Annotated in this window: 16 protein-coding genes; 3 read left to right on the top strand and 13 right to left on the bottom strand. The window is 45.6% G+C overall.

Features of this window, described 5'->3' with window-relative positions; genetic code table 11:
* Positions 1 to 105: 105 nt before the first annotated feature.
* From VSQ62_RS03745 to VSQ62_RS03700, 10 genes are all read right to left on the bottom strand, one after another.
* Entirely contained in the window at positions 106 to 1,026 is a 921-nt protein-coding gene (locus VSQ62_RS03745) for a sensor histidine kinase (RefSeq protein ID WP_334633285.1), read from the bottom strand.
* On the bottom strand, positions 1,011 to 1,682 hold the full coding sequence (locus VSQ62_RS03740) for a response regulator transcription factor (protein WP_334633284.1): 672 nt from the start codon (positions 1,680 to 1,682) through the stop codon (positions 1,011 to 1,013). Before VSQ62_RS03740 ends, VSQ62_RS03745 begins: the two co-directional genes overlap by 16 nt.
* 21 nt (positions 1,683 to 1,703) lie before the next feature.
* Positions 1,704 to 3,770 carry a beta-galactosidase gene (locus VSQ62_RS03735; protein ID WP_334633283.1) on the bottom strand — a complete coding sequence of 689 codons (2,067 nt, stop codon included), beginning with the start codon at positions 3,768 to 3,770 and terminating at the stop codon, positions 1,704 to 1,706.
* Between the two features lie 405 nt (positions 3,771 to 4,175).
* Positions 4,176 to 4,409 (bottom strand): helix-turn-helix transcriptional regulator, encoded by a 234-nt coding sequence (locus VSQ62_RS03730; protein WP_334633281.1) that lies wholly within the window; start codon positions 4,407 to 4,409, stop codon positions 4,176 to 4,178.
* 256 nt (positions 4,410 to 4,665) lie between these two features.
* Positions 4,666 to 5,688 carry an RpnC/YadD family protein gene (locus VSQ62_RS03725; protein ID WP_334633280.1) on the bottom strand — a complete coding sequence of 341 codons (1,023 nt, stop codon included), beginning with the start codon at positions 5,686 to 5,688 and terminating at the stop codon, positions 4,666 to 4,668.
* A 130-nt stretch (positions 5,689 to 5,818) separates the two neighbouring features.
* Positions 5,819 to 6,022 (bottom strand): hypothetical protein, encoded by a 204-nt coding sequence (locus VSQ62_RS03720; protein ID WP_334633279.1) that lies wholly within the window; start codon positions 6,020 to 6,022, stop codon positions 5,819 to 5,821.
* Between the two features lie 153 nt (positions 6,023 to 6,175).
* Positions 6,176 to 6,484, bottom strand: a complete 309-nt coding sequence (locus tag VSQ62_RS03715) for a hypothetical protein (RefSeq protein ID WP_334633278.1) — start codon at positions 6,482 to 6,484, stop codon at positions 6,176 to 6,178.
* A gap of 70 nt (positions 6,485 to 6,554) precedes the next feature.
* Positions 6,555 to 7,220: an AAA family ATPase gene (locus VSQ62_RS03710; protein WP_334633277.1), complete on the bottom strand. Its 666-nt coding sequence runs from the start codon at positions 7,218 to 7,220 to the stop codon at positions 6,555 to 6,557.
* Positions 7,221 to 7,344: 124 nt separating this feature from the next.
* On the bottom strand, positions 7,345 to 7,872 hold the full coding sequence (locus tag VSQ62_RS03705) for an IbrB-like domain-containing protein (RefSeq protein ID WP_334633275.1): 528 nt from the start codon (positions 7,870 to 7,872) through the stop codon (positions 7,345 to 7,347).
* On the bottom strand, positions 7,862 to 9,193 hold the full coding sequence (locus tag VSQ62_RS03700; RefSeq protein WP_334633274.1) for a phosphoadenosine phosphosulfate reductase: 1,332 nt from the start codon (positions 9,191 to 9,193) through the stop codon (positions 7,862 to 7,864). The genes VSQ62_RS03705 and VSQ62_RS03700 overlap by 11 nt, the downstream gene beginning before the upstream one ends.
* A gap of 186 nt (positions 9,194 to 9,379) precedes the next feature.
* Between VSQ62_RS03700 and VSQ62_RS03695 the strand changes: the two genes are divergently transcribed.
* A complete protein-coding gene (locus VSQ62_RS03695) occupies positions 9,380 to 9,640 on the top strand; it encodes a GNAT family acetyltransferase (RefSeq protein ID WP_334633273.1) in 261 nt (86 codons plus the stop codon).
* Here the strand turns inward: VSQ62_RS03695 and VSQ62_RS03690 are convergent, their stop codons facing one another.
* Positions 9,641 to 10,438: a DeoR/GlpR family DNA-binding transcription regulator gene (locus tag VSQ62_RS03690; protein ID WP_334633272.1), complete on the bottom strand. Its 798-nt coding sequence runs from the start codon at positions 10,436 to 10,438 to the stop codon at positions 9,641 to 9,643.
* Between the two features lie 82 nt (positions 10,439 to 10,520).
* Entirely contained in the window at positions 10,521 to 11,456 is a 936-nt protein-coding gene (locus VSQ62_RS03685; protein WP_334633271.1) for a xylulokinase, read from the bottom strand.
* On the opposite strand from VSQ62_RS03685, the gene VSQ62_RS03680 reads away from it, so the two are divergent.
* Positions 11,421 to 12,014: an SDR family NAD(P)-dependent oxidoreductase gene (locus tag VSQ62_RS03680; RefSeq protein WP_334633269.1), complete on the top strand. Its 594-nt coding sequence runs from the start codon at positions 11,421 to 11,423 to the stop codon at positions 12,012 to 12,014. The genes VSQ62_RS03685 and VSQ62_RS03680 overlap by 36 nt on opposite strands.
* Positions 12,015 to 12,164: 150 nt before the next feature.
* Here VSQ62_RS03680 and VSQ62_RS03675 read toward each other — a convergent pair whose 3' ends face one another.
* Entirely contained in the window at positions 12,165 to 12,956 is a 792-nt protein-coding gene (locus VSQ62_RS03675; RefSeq protein ID WP_334633268.1) for a DeoR/GlpR family DNA-binding transcription regulator, read from the bottom strand.
* Between the two features lie 237 nt (positions 12,957 to 13,193).
* Here VSQ62_RS03675 and VSQ62_RS03670 point away from each other — a divergent pair, with 237 nt between their 5' ends.
* On the top strand, positions 13,194 to 14,216 hold the full coding sequence (locus tag VSQ62_RS03670; RefSeq protein ID WP_334633267.1) for a Gfo/Idh/MocA family oxidoreductase: 1,023 nt from the start codon (positions 13,194 to 13,196) through the stop codon (positions 14,214 to 14,216).
* The last annotated feature ends 152 nt before the right edge of the window (positions 14,217 to 14,368 follow it).

Below are 14,368 nucleotides of genomic sequence, written 5' to 3'. Positions count from 1 at the left end.
ATCACAAAGCTGTCACAATGCAGGATTATCACGAAACTGTGATTTTTATAATTCCTACTAAAAGAATATCACAATGCCGGCTTGTCAGCATCCAGCTTGATTAATTCAATTAGGCAAATATAGATTGAATTCCGAACCTTCGCCCTCCTGTGACCGTACCTCGATATACCCATTCTGCAATTCCAGGATCTTCCTTGCCAGATATAACCCAATACCGATACCGCTCTCATCATGGATCTCTGGCTCCCTGTAAAAACGTGTGAAGATCTCCGCCTGACGTTCGGGCGCGATCCCCTTTCCCGTATCGCGCACACTGATCTTCGCAAATACCTCCTGACACTTCACCGCAACATGGATACTCCTGCCGGATTCCGTGTATTTTACCGCATTATCCAACACATTGAAGACTGCTTCCTCCGTCCACTTCCTGTCATGTCTTACCATAAGATCTTCATCACAATCTACAGACAGCTCTATCCCCTTCTTCGCCGCGGACGGCACGATCTCTCCCACTGCTCCTGCTATCGTCTCGTACAGCTTCATCTCCTGCTGCCGGATGTGAATCATTCCCGTCTCCAGCCTGGACATCTTAACCATACTCTGCAGGAGAAAATCCAGCTTCTCCGTCTGTCCTTCCAGATAGCCAAGGAATTCCCGCCCCTTCCCTGAGAGTTCTTCTTCCTGCAAGAATTCCAGATACAGCTTCATATTGGCAATAGGCGTCTTAGTCTGATGGGAAATGTCAGAGATCAGCTCCTTCATCAGTTCCTTCTCACGTCTTCCCGCCTCTTCCTTCTTCGTCCAGATACGATTCACCCGCCAGAGCTTTTCCCCGCATTTGCCCCATAGAGAATCTGTGATATCTTCCCCTCCTTCTGATATACCCTTCCCGGATATGATATCGTCAAGCGCATTCTCAACCTTCTCTTCAAACCTATAAACATCCCTATTAAGCCGGTACATCCTCCACACGGCAGCAACTGCCGCTCCTGCGGCTGACACCGCAACGATCACTGACCAATCCATTGATATCCCATCCCGTATACATTTGAAATATACTTGTGCTGCTCATCTTCGATCTTCCCTCTGAGACGGTTGACATTCACCGCCAGCGCGTGCTTGTCCATCAACTGACCTCCGTTCTCCCACAATCGGTCCAGGAGAATACTGTAGGTGAGAAGCCGTTCCTTATTCAGTACGAACTCCCTCAGAAGACGCAGCTCGGTGGGCGTGACGCTGCACTCCTCTCCGAGAATAAACACCTTCGCCCGATTTAAGTCAATCTTCAGATTACCGTCGTCAAAAATGCTGTCGTCATCATTTTTCACACGTTTCAAGATCACGTCTATTTTCCTGAGAAGTATTTTCATGGAAAATGGCTTGATCACATAGTCCTCCGCGCCCAGATCATATCCTTCCAATACGTCCTCCTCCATATCCCGTGCTGTCAGGAATAATACGGGGGTATTCTTCTGTTCCTTCACCCACCGGCAGAAGCCGAAGCCGTCTCCGTCCGGGAGGTTGATATCCAGTATGATCAGCCGCACTTCTTCTTTTCTGTATATTTCCCTGGCTTCTCTGACAGAAGATGCTCGGACTGCCGTGTATTTACTCTTCTCTATTGCATAACAGAGAGCCATGTTAAGCTCTCTGTCGTCTTCTACGATTAATATTTTCTGCATGGAATCTACCTTCTGCATTACTTACAATGTGGTAACTGACTCAAGGCATAAGACATTATCCCCTGTCAATCTGACGGCGCCGCATATTTTCTCTCCTGAAAACATGTCTATCATCTCCTGCTTTACCCGAATCTCTTGCTCCTCCGGTGAATAATTCAATATGAAAAAGTATTGTTTCCCATTCTTCTCTCTGACGCACAATTCACATTCTTCCGGAAGTTCGAGCTGTGCTCTGTATGGCTCTAAAATCCCCAGATAGCTAAGCAATGCCTGCACGGTATCTCTGGTAAACGTTCCTCCAAAATGAATCACCCTTCCCTCTCCGACCGCACGTTCCGTCAGCGCCGGCTTTCCTTCATAATAGTTGGACGCAAAACAAGCCAACACCTTCACATCCTCCTTTTCCGTCTCCAGGATATCATTGAAGATACCTGTATCAAGCTTCTTGCCGTTCCACTCCATACATACCTGCCCGTCCATAGCTCCGACAAAGGTAAATTCTTCCACGGACGTACCGCTAAGCTGTGCAAGTTCCCCCGGCATCGGCATCATCACACATCTTCCGTGCTCCTCCTTCTGCCCTGTGCGGGCGCCGATAATGAGACATCCGCCCTTCTCTGCATAATCTCTTAGAAGCTTCGCTCTTCGCTCCGTCAGAATCAGTCCGTGAGGATAGAACAGCACCGGATAATCCTTCAAATCCCCATACTCCGTGCCGTCCGTCAGCAGCACATAATCCATTGGTGTATGACTCAATTGAGACGCTGCGAAAATCTCTTTCTTGCTTGCCTTCTCTACCCGCCTGTGCCATACGTCCACATCCGCATCCCAGAGATTGTCATAATCCTCCAACACACCAAAGCTCGCCCGGTATGCGGCGCCTGCCAGCTCACGGATCGAACGCAGACGCTCATGGAGCGCTCTGATCTCCCGAAGTTTCCTGTTATCCCTGTTGTCATAATCCAGGATACCGTGCCAGTAGATCTCTGTTCCCACTGTACAGGTACGCCATCTAAAGAAACTCACATAGTCTGCTCCATGGGCGATACTCTGCATTGCCCAGAGCGTCATCTGCCCAGGCTTCGGCGCAGGCGCTTCCATCCGGGTATTCCAACCGTTCGCCCCCGACTGCTGCTCCATAATACCAAAATGCGGGCAGACAGAACGCACCCTGGATAAATGGCTGCTCCACTTTCTGTCATTCAGGTCACGGTTATGCACCGGATCCTCCGAAAGACAGTATGCAAAATTCGGATAAGAATCATAAGTATATACATCCAGCGCTTCATCCATCATTCTGTGATTATCAAGATGATCAAACATACCGTTTGTCGTGATAAAATCTCCCGGCTTCTTATATTTCCTGATAATATCGCTCTGCATCCTGCAGAATGCAATCGCGCTCTCCGATACAAACCGGTAATAATCCAGAGTCAGGTGAGGATTCGAGGTATTATGAATGGTCGTGCGCGGCACATAGACCTCATCCCAACTCGTGTACTCCTGATTCCAGAATATCATTCCCAACTCTCGATTCAGATTCTCCAGTGTACCGTATTTTCCTTGCAGATATTTACGGAACGCAGCCGTATCGCTCTCCGAATAGAATACATCCACCTCGCAGTTAATCTCATTATCGATCTGCCAGCCGATCACATTGGGATGTGCTGCATAATGTCCTGCAAATTTCTCTACGATACGAGCGCTCAAATCCTGATAAACCGGTGAATTATAATTATAGTGCCTGCGCATGCCGTGCCGGAACTTCACCCCGTCCATCCGGCAGTTGAGCACCTCTGGATACTTCTCAGTCAGCCAGGCAGGAGGCGTTGCCGTCGGCGTACCAAATATCACCTTCATATCTGCTGCTCTGACTGCATTAAGGAAATCATCAAAGAACTCATAACTGAATTCCCCTTCCCGCGGCTCCACCTTGCTCCAGGCAAATTCCCCGATACGGATCGTCTCGATTCCGGCCGCCTTCATCCGCTTCAAGTCCGCTTCCCATAGAGATCTGTCCCAATGCTCCGGGTAATAACAAGTACCTAATGATATGGTTTCCCATTGAAAATTCTGCTGTTTTCTCATTGATTCACTCTCCTGATCTGGATTGTTATGTATTGACATATTCTTGTAATCCCCTTTTTCTCGTTCTCACTCCTTCACTCAGATTAAATTATACTCCTATTTCAAGAATACTCAACCCTTCTTTCCCAATAATCAGTATTTTGATTTGGTTCTATACCATGCGTCTGTACCGCGCCATACTTTAGGATCTCTTGCACTACCAACAAAAAACGTTCATCTTTTATTTCCCTTATATAAAGCGAAACATCTTCTGTATAGTATGGTACAAATTCCCCGTCAATGATGACTGGACTATATTTACTTTTCGTCCTAAGAGCAACCAATTTTTTATAAAATTCCAGAACGGATCCTTTGGTATTTTCCTGATTATGAGCACTTTCCACTGGAAATCCAGTGAATTAGCCATTATCCCTGCTCATAGATGTGTTCTCTTTCTGTTGCCCGGATTCCGTCCTCCGTCAGAATCTCCATGGAAACGCCAAGAGTCCTTGCGATTTTACAGATGGTTTCAGCCGAGCATTTTTCCAGCCGAGTCTTACCACTGCAGATATCACTCAGAGTTGCATGGGGAATGCCTGCCTCCACTGCAAGACGATATTTTGTCATATTTTGCTTTTTCAACAGTGTGTCCAGAATCATCGTCCTCACGCCCTTCGATACTATTGTATCGGCATACCGAAACAATAGCAAGGATTAGCAACCGTACAGTTGGAAAATTTTTGCATAGAATCAGTGCCCGTATGTCCGCGCCACGGAGCGGCAGGCAACTTTAATATACCTGCTGATTTTTCTAACTTTAATAACATCCGTTCTTCGACAAAAATAGGAGTACTCCCGTTCTCAGCAGAAATACTCCCTTCACTTCAAATTGTCACCCCTCTTCGCAAATCTAAATCTATACAGTCTGTTTTCCATACTGTTCCAAATAGGCGGCTGCCTGTTCTAATGACACGCCAATCCGTTCCTGAATCCTTTTCAGGAGCGCCGCATCATCAAGACCTTCTTCCTGCCCAAGTTCAATTAGCAGCTGCGCTTTTCCCTGACTTATACCTTGACTTATACCTTGACTTATACCTTGACTTATACCTTGACTTATACCTTGACTTATACCTTGACTTATACCTTGACTTATACCTTGACGAATCAATCTCTCCGACTCTGTCTCAATTACTTTTCCGCCCATAATACTCACCAGCCTTTCCTCATTTTTATTTCCATTTGTAATATGTGTAATAATGGTATTTATAAATCCCTTTAAGTCGATCAGTTCATAATCGGTCAATTCCTCCGCTTCATACAAACGAACCAGTTCATTCCTGAAATATTCCAAATCCCGTTCTGCGTTCTCTATACATCCTTCAGATATCATATCCTTTTCATACCTTGCAATATAAAACGGAATATAAGGGAACAGCTTCTTTTCAACAATATATTCCTTTGTAAATTCTTCCAAGATTACGTTTGTGGATTCGTAATTTACTTCCTGTCCGTCCGGAAATGTAAAAGTAATTTTCGTAGTCTTCGGAGTTCTTTCCGTCCGCTTGACATAGATTATGGAAAATCTCGGCATGGGAATCGTCGCATGTCCGATATCCCATGTTGCGAACTGCCTCGCAACAATGAAAGCATATTCTGCAATCCTGATTGCCATAGAGCCGTCATCATAACTCTGACACTCTAACACGTAAACCTCACTCCCGATCTTAATCAGGAAATCAGAAATCTGCTCTTCTATTTCCTTGCTCCCATCTGCTGTCTCGCTTTCAGTCAAGTATCCTTCTGACGGTAAAATTTCCACTTTTGTATCTAACGGATACTCTTTCTCGAAAACGTCATTAATTACGGATATAAACAATCTCTTGTGCTTACTCTTCATAGTCTTAAACACATTATCGTAATCCGGTGTCTTTTTCTGCATATTTTTATCCCTTCACAATATTTTCCTCATCTCAAAAGCAAAATATCTTATTTTTATTATATCGTGATTTTCCCATTCTGACAACAGAGAAATCAAGCACGACAATCCATCCCAGCCAACGGAATCTCACTCACTCCAGTTTAATCCCTTTCAATAACTCTCCGAAAGACGTTCCAATAGATTTCTCCTGGTATTTTCTTTTCTTCTTTTTATCATAAGACTTCTGGGAATCACTTCTTTTTTTCTTATAATGCCGTTCGGTATCTCCCCTCACGGCTTCTCTCACCTCAGGAACCGAAATCCTATTACCTACACGCCCCTTATAATCACTCATTTGCACATTCCGCTTCTTTCTCCCACCAGGATTTATAATTCTTTTCCGCCTTTTTCTCCTACTCTCTATTATACTCTTCTAATCAGAATACTCAACCCTTTCACCTATAATAAGCAGTAACCGGATGCTTTCAGACTCTGCTCTATGGCACGGTCAGCGCAGTGAATGCGCAGACCTGTCTGAACTATCACGGAGCCTTTCAGCTATCTTTTTTATAAACTGATTCTTTTCCAGTTCTCCCGTCTGATATGTGATGCTTTTCGTCACCTCTTCTGACAGGAAAAGATTATACAGCCTTGTTTCAAAGATACGGTTAGCAACTACTGCCTGCCCATCCCTTTCAGTTATAAACCCAAACATTGCCCCTATGTCAATCGCGAAATTGTCTGGGTTATATGGGTAACTCTCTCCTCTAAAAAGAATTGCATAAATTATTTTCCTTAATTCTGGATAATCGGCCATTTTCTTCCGCATATTATCAAACAACATACTTGGTTCTTTATAAAAGTACCTTCACAGCTTCGGCAACGCACTATGCATTTTTATCCGCAGCATAAGCACGCAGCATCCCGGCAATATCAGACGTTGTAAAACTCATATCCACACAAAAATCTGCCGCAATATTCCATGGGCTGTTATATTGATATTCCTCATCCTTTCGGATCCGTTGTCTTAGATTCTTGATATCATATACTCCGGCAAATATGACAGATCGAAAAACCGGACGGGTTGTTCTTTTTAAATACTTACTCCTAATCATGCCCAAAAAATCCAGAAACACCTTATGGCCGCCTGCCTGATCAACTTCATCAATCATCAGGACTACGGGACGCTTTGCCGCGCCGCATAACTCAGATATCATAGCAGAAAGGCTAAATAAATCTTCTACACTGTTATTTTGAACCACTTCATATACGATATTTTTTACAGGAGTTTCTACTGACGGAACTTCATCATAACATATAGCATCATATAAAATCTTACATATCATACTGCAAAAAGAAGCTTCTTTTTCAAAAACAGAATCACCCAACCCTTCAAAGCTGACAGAAAATACCGTATATTTCACAGAAAGATATTGCACCATGAGATTCAGAAGGGTTGTCTTCCCATACTGTCTTGCACGGTTTATCGTAAAATACTTCTTATTGTCGACTAATTTTTCAATCTCTTTCAGACGGCTTTCCATATCTACCATATAATTCTCTTCCGGGTAACAGGTACCGTTTATATTAAAGGTTTTATTCAACGATCTTACCTTACTTTAAATCACAACCTTCTCTCCATTTCACAAAAAACTTTATTTTCTCTTTCAAACCATGTCATTCTTCCTCTTCCTCCGCCGGCCTCCACGCCTGCCCGAACTTCACATCCTTGAACAGCGCCGCAAGCCCCGTGATCTGCTTAAGCCTTAAGATCTCATCCCGGTCCATCCCCAGATGCTTGGAGATCCACGCGTCTGACCGCCCCAGCTCATGCAGTTCCTTCACAATATTCCCCATCAGGTCCACATCATGGCTTCCCCTCGCACGGTTATGCCTGATCGTACTCGCGATCCGCTGATCCATAGGCTTATTGATCACAGAGACCGGAAGCATCCCCATCTCCCTGTCGTAGATATCCTGATGCTCCAGCATGATCCGATACCGATGAAAACCGTCCACGATCACATATTGATCCTCTGCTTTATTATGATAACAGACGATCGGCATGGTATAGCCGTCGTTCTTAATACTCTCATAGAGCAGTTTCATCTCCGGCGGAGCAACGCTGTTAGGATTATAGGTATTCGGCACGACCTTCTCAACCGGAACAGAGATCACATTATAAACCGGGCTCTTATATTCCATAATTCATTTCCTCCACACTCTTGTATTTACGCCTGATCGCATCGATCCGTCTCTGCTGCTCCCTGGTCATGCCAAATCCCATGGAACGGCAGATATGATCGTTTTTCAGGATACAGCAGCACATCCTCTTCCAGCTCGGGATATCCTTAGTCAGCTTAATATCGTCGGTATCGTCCGGGATCTTACCGATGAATACGATCCTGGATTTCTTGCTCAGCGTATAATTCGATACCCCGTTGCGCTTAATCTGATAGCCGTGCTCCGTAAGCTCCTGTATCACGTCTTCATCCAGCCCGCCTCCCGTCTCATGCCAGAACTTGATAGACGTATTGAATTTCTTAACGTAATTATTCCTCAGGCGGATCGGCAGTGTATCCAGAAGAAACATGGTATAAGACTTCCAGGTATGCCCCTGGGGCAGCGATATATTCCGATAGCCCATTGCCTTCGTACGCCCGTAGATCGCGCCGAAATTCGCCCCCTTCACTCTTCCGACCAGCTTCACCCAGATCTTCGGGTCTATCACCCTGTATAGATTAAGAGAATCCTTCGAGTAATCATTAAACGGAGAGGCCACCCTCATCTGTGAGATCTTTAAACCTGCCATATAATACAGGTCGTACAGATGATTATAGTCATAATCAAATATATAATTCGCATGCCATACATCGCCTGCAGACCAGTCATACAGCGGAGACGCACACCAGACATCCTTGAACTGCTTCGTGATCCAGCATCTTCCCTTATAACCGAACTTCTTATTTAAAAATCCGCTGTATCTCTGCAGCGATTCATCCGCCCTTATCCCAAGAAGACAGACGGTCTTCCCGTTGCCGTGAGCCATCCTGTACCAACGCCCGAACTGCTTCGCAAGATCTTCCTGGTGCATACGGTAGCGGTACGTCGTGATAGGATTGGCATTCAGGCTGACGACGTATTTCTTCCTGGGCATCTTTCTGACCCATAATTCCTCCTTCTTATCATCCCACGGATACCAGTACATCTCATAACTGCTGAGAGCCGTCCTGGTTGCCATCGGAAGGCACACCCAGTACGGCTCTACTTTATCCTTAATCCGCTCAAACGTACGCTCCACATATTCTGTCGTTACCGTGTACTGTGCCTCAAAGTCCTGATGGAAGACGCCTACCCTCTTATTCGGCGCATACTTCTGCTGATAATCCATCACCAGGTTCAGCAGCAGGCCGCTGTCCTTTCCTCCTGAAAAAGAAATATATATATTGTCAAATTCCTCAAAAATAAACCGCAATCGTTCCTGAAAGGCTTCATAAACATTCTGTCCTAAATATTCCCGTATCATATCCATCTCCCAAGTGAAATTACCATTTTCTGGAAACTATATGATTGTTAATTTAGCACAGAACATGATTAAATTCAATAAAATTAACTAAAATCCGACAATTTTTGAGTAAATAAGTTACTGTACAAAATGAAAAATTTCAGTTATATTAAAGACAATGATATAAAGCAAGGAGGCTGCATCCCTATGATCTCAACTCTTGGACTGTCTATTAAAGCACTTAAAAAAGAGCCTTTTTCAGGCTCTCACTGCGGAATGCGCTATTATCTGACCCTGACCGACGAACGGCTAACGGTATACCTGTATCCAGAACCCTGGTGCTTCGAGGCAACACCCGAAGACCAGAAGGAGAGGAATGATTTCCCGTTTACCCAGGAAGGACTTGACGAAGCTGTTGTGTGGATGAACGAACGGTTTGAGGCAGAACGCGAGCGCTTTAGTCCGTGATTATCTGCTGATCCTCGCTACATCTATCTTAACGCCCTGGTTACGAAGTTGTTCGAGGATCTCCACGTCCGCATATTCGTCCGTGATAAATACATCCAGATCGGATATGTCCGCAAATTTGGCAAAGGAAACATTCTCCAGCTTCGAGCTGTCTGTAAGGAGGATGCGCTGCTTTGAATTCTCGATGATACGTTCCTTCAAAAGGGCCGTATCCAATTGGGGAGTCGTCGCGCCCTTCTTCATGCTGACCCCATTCGCCCCCATGAAGAATATATCTACGTTCAATTTTGCAATGGCTTCCATCGAGGTATTGCCTACCATATAATGATGTCCTTTTCTCACTTCTCCCCCCGCTATAAATAAGGAAACCTCCGTATTGCTGTCCAGGAAACCTGCAATATTCAGGTCATATGTAACCACCATCAGCTTCTTAAACCCTTTCAGCAGCTTCGCAAGCTCATATACCGTTGTTCCTGCATCCATCGCAATACAGTCGCCTTCGTTGATGTACTTTAAGGCTTCTCTTGCTATACACTGCTTTTCTTTTTGGAATTTATCGTTTTTCTCATTTGTTACCGGTTCAAAATTCGTCTGAGTGTTCGCAAGCGCACCTCCGTGTGTCCTCTTAATCAACCCTTTCTCATGTAATTCATTCAGATCGTTCCGAATGGTAGCCGGTGATACGGAAAACTCTTCGCACAGATCTCCTACCGTCACGCGCATATTCTTATTCACATAGGTAAGTATCTGACGCTTACGCTCTTCCGCAAACATTCCGGCTTCACTTTGACTGTTCACTGCTTGTCCTCCTCTCCATTTCCATGGCAATTTCGCCCTCACAGTTCTGATTATACATCACACGCTCTCCACTTGCAAATATCTAAGATTTTAATGCCTTGCAATAAGGCGATAATTCTTTTGCATAGCGGTTATACTGTTCCTTCAGTTCTGCATAGCGTCCGGCAAGCTCTCTGTTGGGCCTGTATACTTCTTTTACATGCACATGCTCCTCTGCCGCCTTCCTCACGTCTCCGAAAAGCCCGATACCGTCCGCCGCGAGCAGGCAGGCTCCCCAAAGCGCGATATCCTCTCTGTCCAGCCTTTCAAAGGTCTTCTGGCTTACATCCGCCAACATCTGGGTCCATACCTTCGATCTTGCTCCCCCGCCTATGATCTTCACGGTATCCTGACCGCAATCAGGATACTTGGCATTGATCCGGTCAATCGCCGTTGATACCGCGTAAGAGAAGCTCTCCTGCAATGCCCGGTAGAAGTGTTCTTCCCTGTGCACCCAGTTAAATCCCATCCATACACCTTTTAGAGCGCCGTCAAAAGGCATTGCCGTGCCGCCCATCATCCCGATCGCCATCAGGCCTTCGCTTCCTGGAGGAATCTGACCGACCTTCGCGTCCATCCGGGCAAATGCCTCCCCTAAGGATTCCTTTCCCTTTCTGGCAAAATGATCCATGAACCAGTTCAGCGTAATCCCAGAACCCGGTATATAATAATGCGCATACAGATCATCAGGAAACGCACCGTCAAGTATATCAAAATATCTCTGCTCATAATCCGGCCGGAAATCATCAACCAGGCAGCTAAGCCCGGCATAGGATGCCGCTTCGAAGATCATATCGCCCTTTTTCAGCACGTTAGCCCCTACACATCCGGCAATCTTGTCCCCGGCGCCGGAGATCAGCGCAATTCCGCTCCTAAGCCCCGTCGTCTCCGCCGCCTTCTTCGACAGGTGACCCTGGAATTGTCTCAGAACGGGGTAACATCCATGTTTACACAGGCTGATGTGACAAAGCAAGAACAATGGAGAGACTCTGCCGCTGCCGTTATCAAAGAATACGGCCGTATCGATGTGTTGGTCAACAATACCGGCATATTCAAAGACGGCAGCGCGCTGACATCCAGCGAGGAAGATTTCAAGCGCATAATGGATGTCAATGTAAACGGTGTTTATCTCGGCATGCAGGCCGTACTGCCTCAGATGATCCGGCAGCAAAAAGGAGCTGTCATCAATATTGCTTCAGAAGCAGGCCTTATTGCCATCGCAAACCAGATCGCATACAATACCTCCAAGGCAGCCGTGATCATGATGACCAAGAGCGTTGCCGTAGACTTCGCAGCCGACGGGATACGCGCCAACTGTATCTGTCCCGGGCGTATGCACACCTCCCTTGTTCAGCGTATCCTCGACTCCGCCGAAGATTATGACGCGCAGTTCAAGCTTATGTCCGAAGACCGTCCGCTCATGCGTATGGGTACTCCCGATGAGGTCGCCATGGGCGCCGTCTATCTCGCAAGCGACGAGTCGCCGTTTGCAACCGGAAGCGTCTTAAGTATTGACGGAGGCTACGCCTGCGTATAACTTCTGCACATCCATATTTTTATCTTATAGGAAAGTCATAGGCTTTAAGGCTTTATGGCTTTACATCGGCACAGTATTTCCCATAAGAAAAAAACGGCTGCCCAGGAATAAGCCCGATAAACTTATTCCCGGGCAGCCGCCTTGAGGAATTCACTCTACATCCACATGAATGAACTCAATATGACCTGCATTCGGTGTATCCTTTAACTTTTCGCCGATATCTGCATCAGAAATGATCACGTCTATATCTTCAAGCGAAGCAAAATATATAAATGAATTATTTTGAAATTTGCTCTTATCTGCAAGGAGAACCACTCTGCTGGACGTCTGGATCAGCTTGCGCTTAATGTTCGCCACTTCAACATTCGGAGTGCTGAGTCCATGCTCCAGGCTTACTCCGTTCGTAGCAAGAAACAACGTATCGATATGGATCTTATCCAGAGCCTCCATCACAAAGCTCCCCAGAGTACAGCAGAAATGCTTCCGCACAATCCCGCCTAACAACATGATATTCACATCACTGTTATATTCCAGAAAAAGCGCAGTCTCCAAATCATTCGTCACGACCGTCAGATTACCCTCGGATACCAGAAGCTTCGCAAGCTCCAATCCGGTCGTTCCCGTGTCTACTGCAATTGCATCTCCTGCGCAGACGAATCTTTGTGCTTCTTTTGCAATCGCTGCCTTCGCCGCAATGTTCTGCACGACCTTCTCCTTCGATGTCAGCTCATATCCCGCATTTCCGATCATGATCGCTCCGCCGTGCGTCCGCTTCAGCTGGCCGGAGGACTCCAACTCTTTCAAATCCGTTCGTATGGTCGCCGGAGAAACAGTGAATTTTTCACATAATGCGTTTACTGTTATTTTTCCTTCTTTTTGAACCAAAGCGCTAATTTCCTGCCGCCGGACCTCCGCAAATAAACTATTCTGATGTTTTGGCATTTTTCCCCCTCATAAATAACGTTTCTTATTTTTTATAACTTAACATAATTATAAACAAAAAGCAACACAGCGCATTTAAACTTTCGTTTATTATCTTTTATCCTTATTTCACTCTAAAATATCAAATTATTTCTAATAAAACTTAATAAATAAAAATAAATGATTGAATTCAATAACATAATATACTATAATATCGATGAAGCTTATTAATTTCCAATAACGTGAGGTGATAAATTTATGAATAATCAGATCATTCACATCTGTTTGATCGGCTGCGGCCGGGCCGGTATGATCCACGCAAGAAATTACAAAAACAAAGTTGCGAACGCTGCAATCACAGCCGTCGCAGACGCATCCGAGGATGCCGTCAAGGCTGCTGCCGAAGAATTAGGCATTACCAAATATTTTACAGATTACCACGATATCCTCCATGATACAGACATCGACGCAGTCGTCGTCGTTGCGCCTACAAACCTGCACCGTCAGATCGTGATCGACTGCGCCAATGCCGGAAAACACATCTTCTGCGAAAAGCCGATGGCAATGAACACTCAGGAATGCGATGAAATGATAGAAGCCTGTGAAAAGAATCACGTAAAACTGCAGATTGGTTTTATGCGCCGCTTTGACAGCAGCTTTTGCGAAGCCAAACGCCTCCTTGACGAAGGAGAAATCGGCGAACTTGTCCAAGTTCATTCGTGTACCCGCGGCCCGAGCAAGCCGCAGCCCTGGATGTATGACCTTAAGAAATCAAACGGCATTCTCGCCGAAGTCAACAGCCATGATATCGATTCGCTGCGCTGGATGACCGGAAGCGATATTGATACGCTCTATGCGGTCGCCGGTAATTTCCGCAATCCCGAAGCCCGGGAAGATCATCCTGATTATTATGACAGCGTCCTGATGAGCGGAACGACTAAGAACGGAATCCACTTCTGTATCGACGGCGCAGCGTATATCCAATACGGATACGATTCCAAGATGGAACTGATCGGAACCAAAGGCAAGATTCAGGTCGGCCGGTCCGATAAAGAATTCGTTCACTGCACTACTGTAGAAAACGGAACAAAAACTCCTTTTGTCGGCAGTTGGAGAACGCTTTTTATTGATGCTTATCTTGAAGAAGATACCTCATTTGTTCAGGCGATCCTCGACGATACTCCAACCAAGGTGACCGGGATAGACGGCAGAATGGTCGTTGCTACGGTGGAGGCCGGGAATAGATCCATTACTGAGAAAGCTGTGACGGCGGTAAAATAGATATACATAAGAATCCCCGGGGCAATGTACCTTCGGGGATTCTTATTGCATATATCCAAAATGTTTCCTTCTCAATTGGCTTAGAGCCTCTCTTTCTCCCCATATTGAATCCATCCCCTTTTTCATGTATAATCTACCCATAGATAAAAACC

Origin of the sequence: Sporofaciens sp. JLR.KK001, from assembly GCF_036941055.1 — a bacterium.
In the GTDB taxonomy this organism is placed as follows: domain Bacteria; phylum Bacillota; class Clostridia; order Lachnospirales; family Lachnospiraceae; genus Sporofaciens.
The sequence above is the reverse complement of the archived record's forward strand: the minus strand, read 5'-3'. Positions and strand labels throughout refer to the sequence as shown.

What these genes read in the sequence shown, in the direction of transcription:
- VSQ62_RS03745 (WP_334633285.1), bottom strand. Translation starts at nt 1,026, where the DNA reads ATGGATTGGTCAGTGATCGTTGCGGTGTCAGCCGCAGGAGCGGCAGTT.
- VSQ62_RS03740 (WP_334633284.1), bottom strand. Translation starts at nt 1,682, where the DNA reads ATGCAGAAAATATTAATCGTAGAAGACGACAGAGAGCTTAACATGGCT.
- VSQ62_RS03735 (WP_334633283.1), bottom strand. Translation starts at nt 3,770, where the DNA reads ATGAGAAAACAGCAGAATTTTCAATGGGAAACCATATCATTAGGTACT.
- VSQ62_RS03730 (WP_334633281.1), bottom strand. Translation starts at nt 4,409, where the DNA reads ATGATTCTGGACACACTGTTGAAAAAGCAAAATATGACAAAATATCGT.
- VSQ62_RS03725 (WP_334633280.1), bottom strand. Translation starts at nt 5,688, where the DNA reads ATGCAGAAAAAGACACCGGATTACGATAATGTGTTTAAGACTATGAAG.
- VSQ62_RS03720 (WP_334633279.1), bottom strand. Translation starts at nt 6,022, where the DNA reads ATGAGTGATTATAAGGGGCGTGTAGGTAATAGGATTTCGGTTCCTGAG.
- VSQ62_RS03715 (WP_334633278.1), bottom strand. Translation starts at nt 6,484, where the DNA reads ATGGCCGATTATCCAGAATTAAGGAAAATAATTTATGCAATTCTTTTT.
- VSQ62_RS03710 (WP_334633277.1), bottom strand. Translation starts at nt 7,220, where the DNA reads ATGGTAGATATGGAAAGCCGTCTGAAAGAGATTGAAAAATTAGTCGAC.
- VSQ62_RS03705 (WP_334633275.1), bottom strand. Translation starts at nt 7,872, where the DNA reads ATGGAATATAAGAGCCCGGTTTATAATGTGATCTCTGTTCCGGTTGAG.
- VSQ62_RS03700 (WP_334633274.1), bottom strand. Translation starts at nt 9,193, where the DNA reads ATGATACGGGAATATTTAGGACAGAATGTTTATGAAGCCTTTCAGGAA.
- VSQ62_RS03695 (WP_334633273.1), top strand. Translation starts at nt 9,380, where the DNA reads ATGATCTCAACTCTTGGACTGTCTATTAAAGCACTTAAAAAAGAGCCT.
- VSQ62_RS03680 (WP_334633269.1), top strand. Translation starts at nt 11,421, where the DNA reads ATGTTTACACAGGCTGATGTGACAAAGCAAGAACAATGGAGAGACTCT.
- VSQ62_RS03675 (WP_334633268.1), bottom strand. Translation starts at nt 12,956, where the DNA reads ATGCCAAAACATCAGAATAGTTTATTTGCGGAGGTCCGGCGGCAGGAA.
- VSQ62_RS03670 (WP_334633267.1), top strand. Translation starts at nt 13,194, where the DNA reads ATGAATAATCAGATCATTCACATCTGTTTGATCGGCTGCGGCCGGGCC.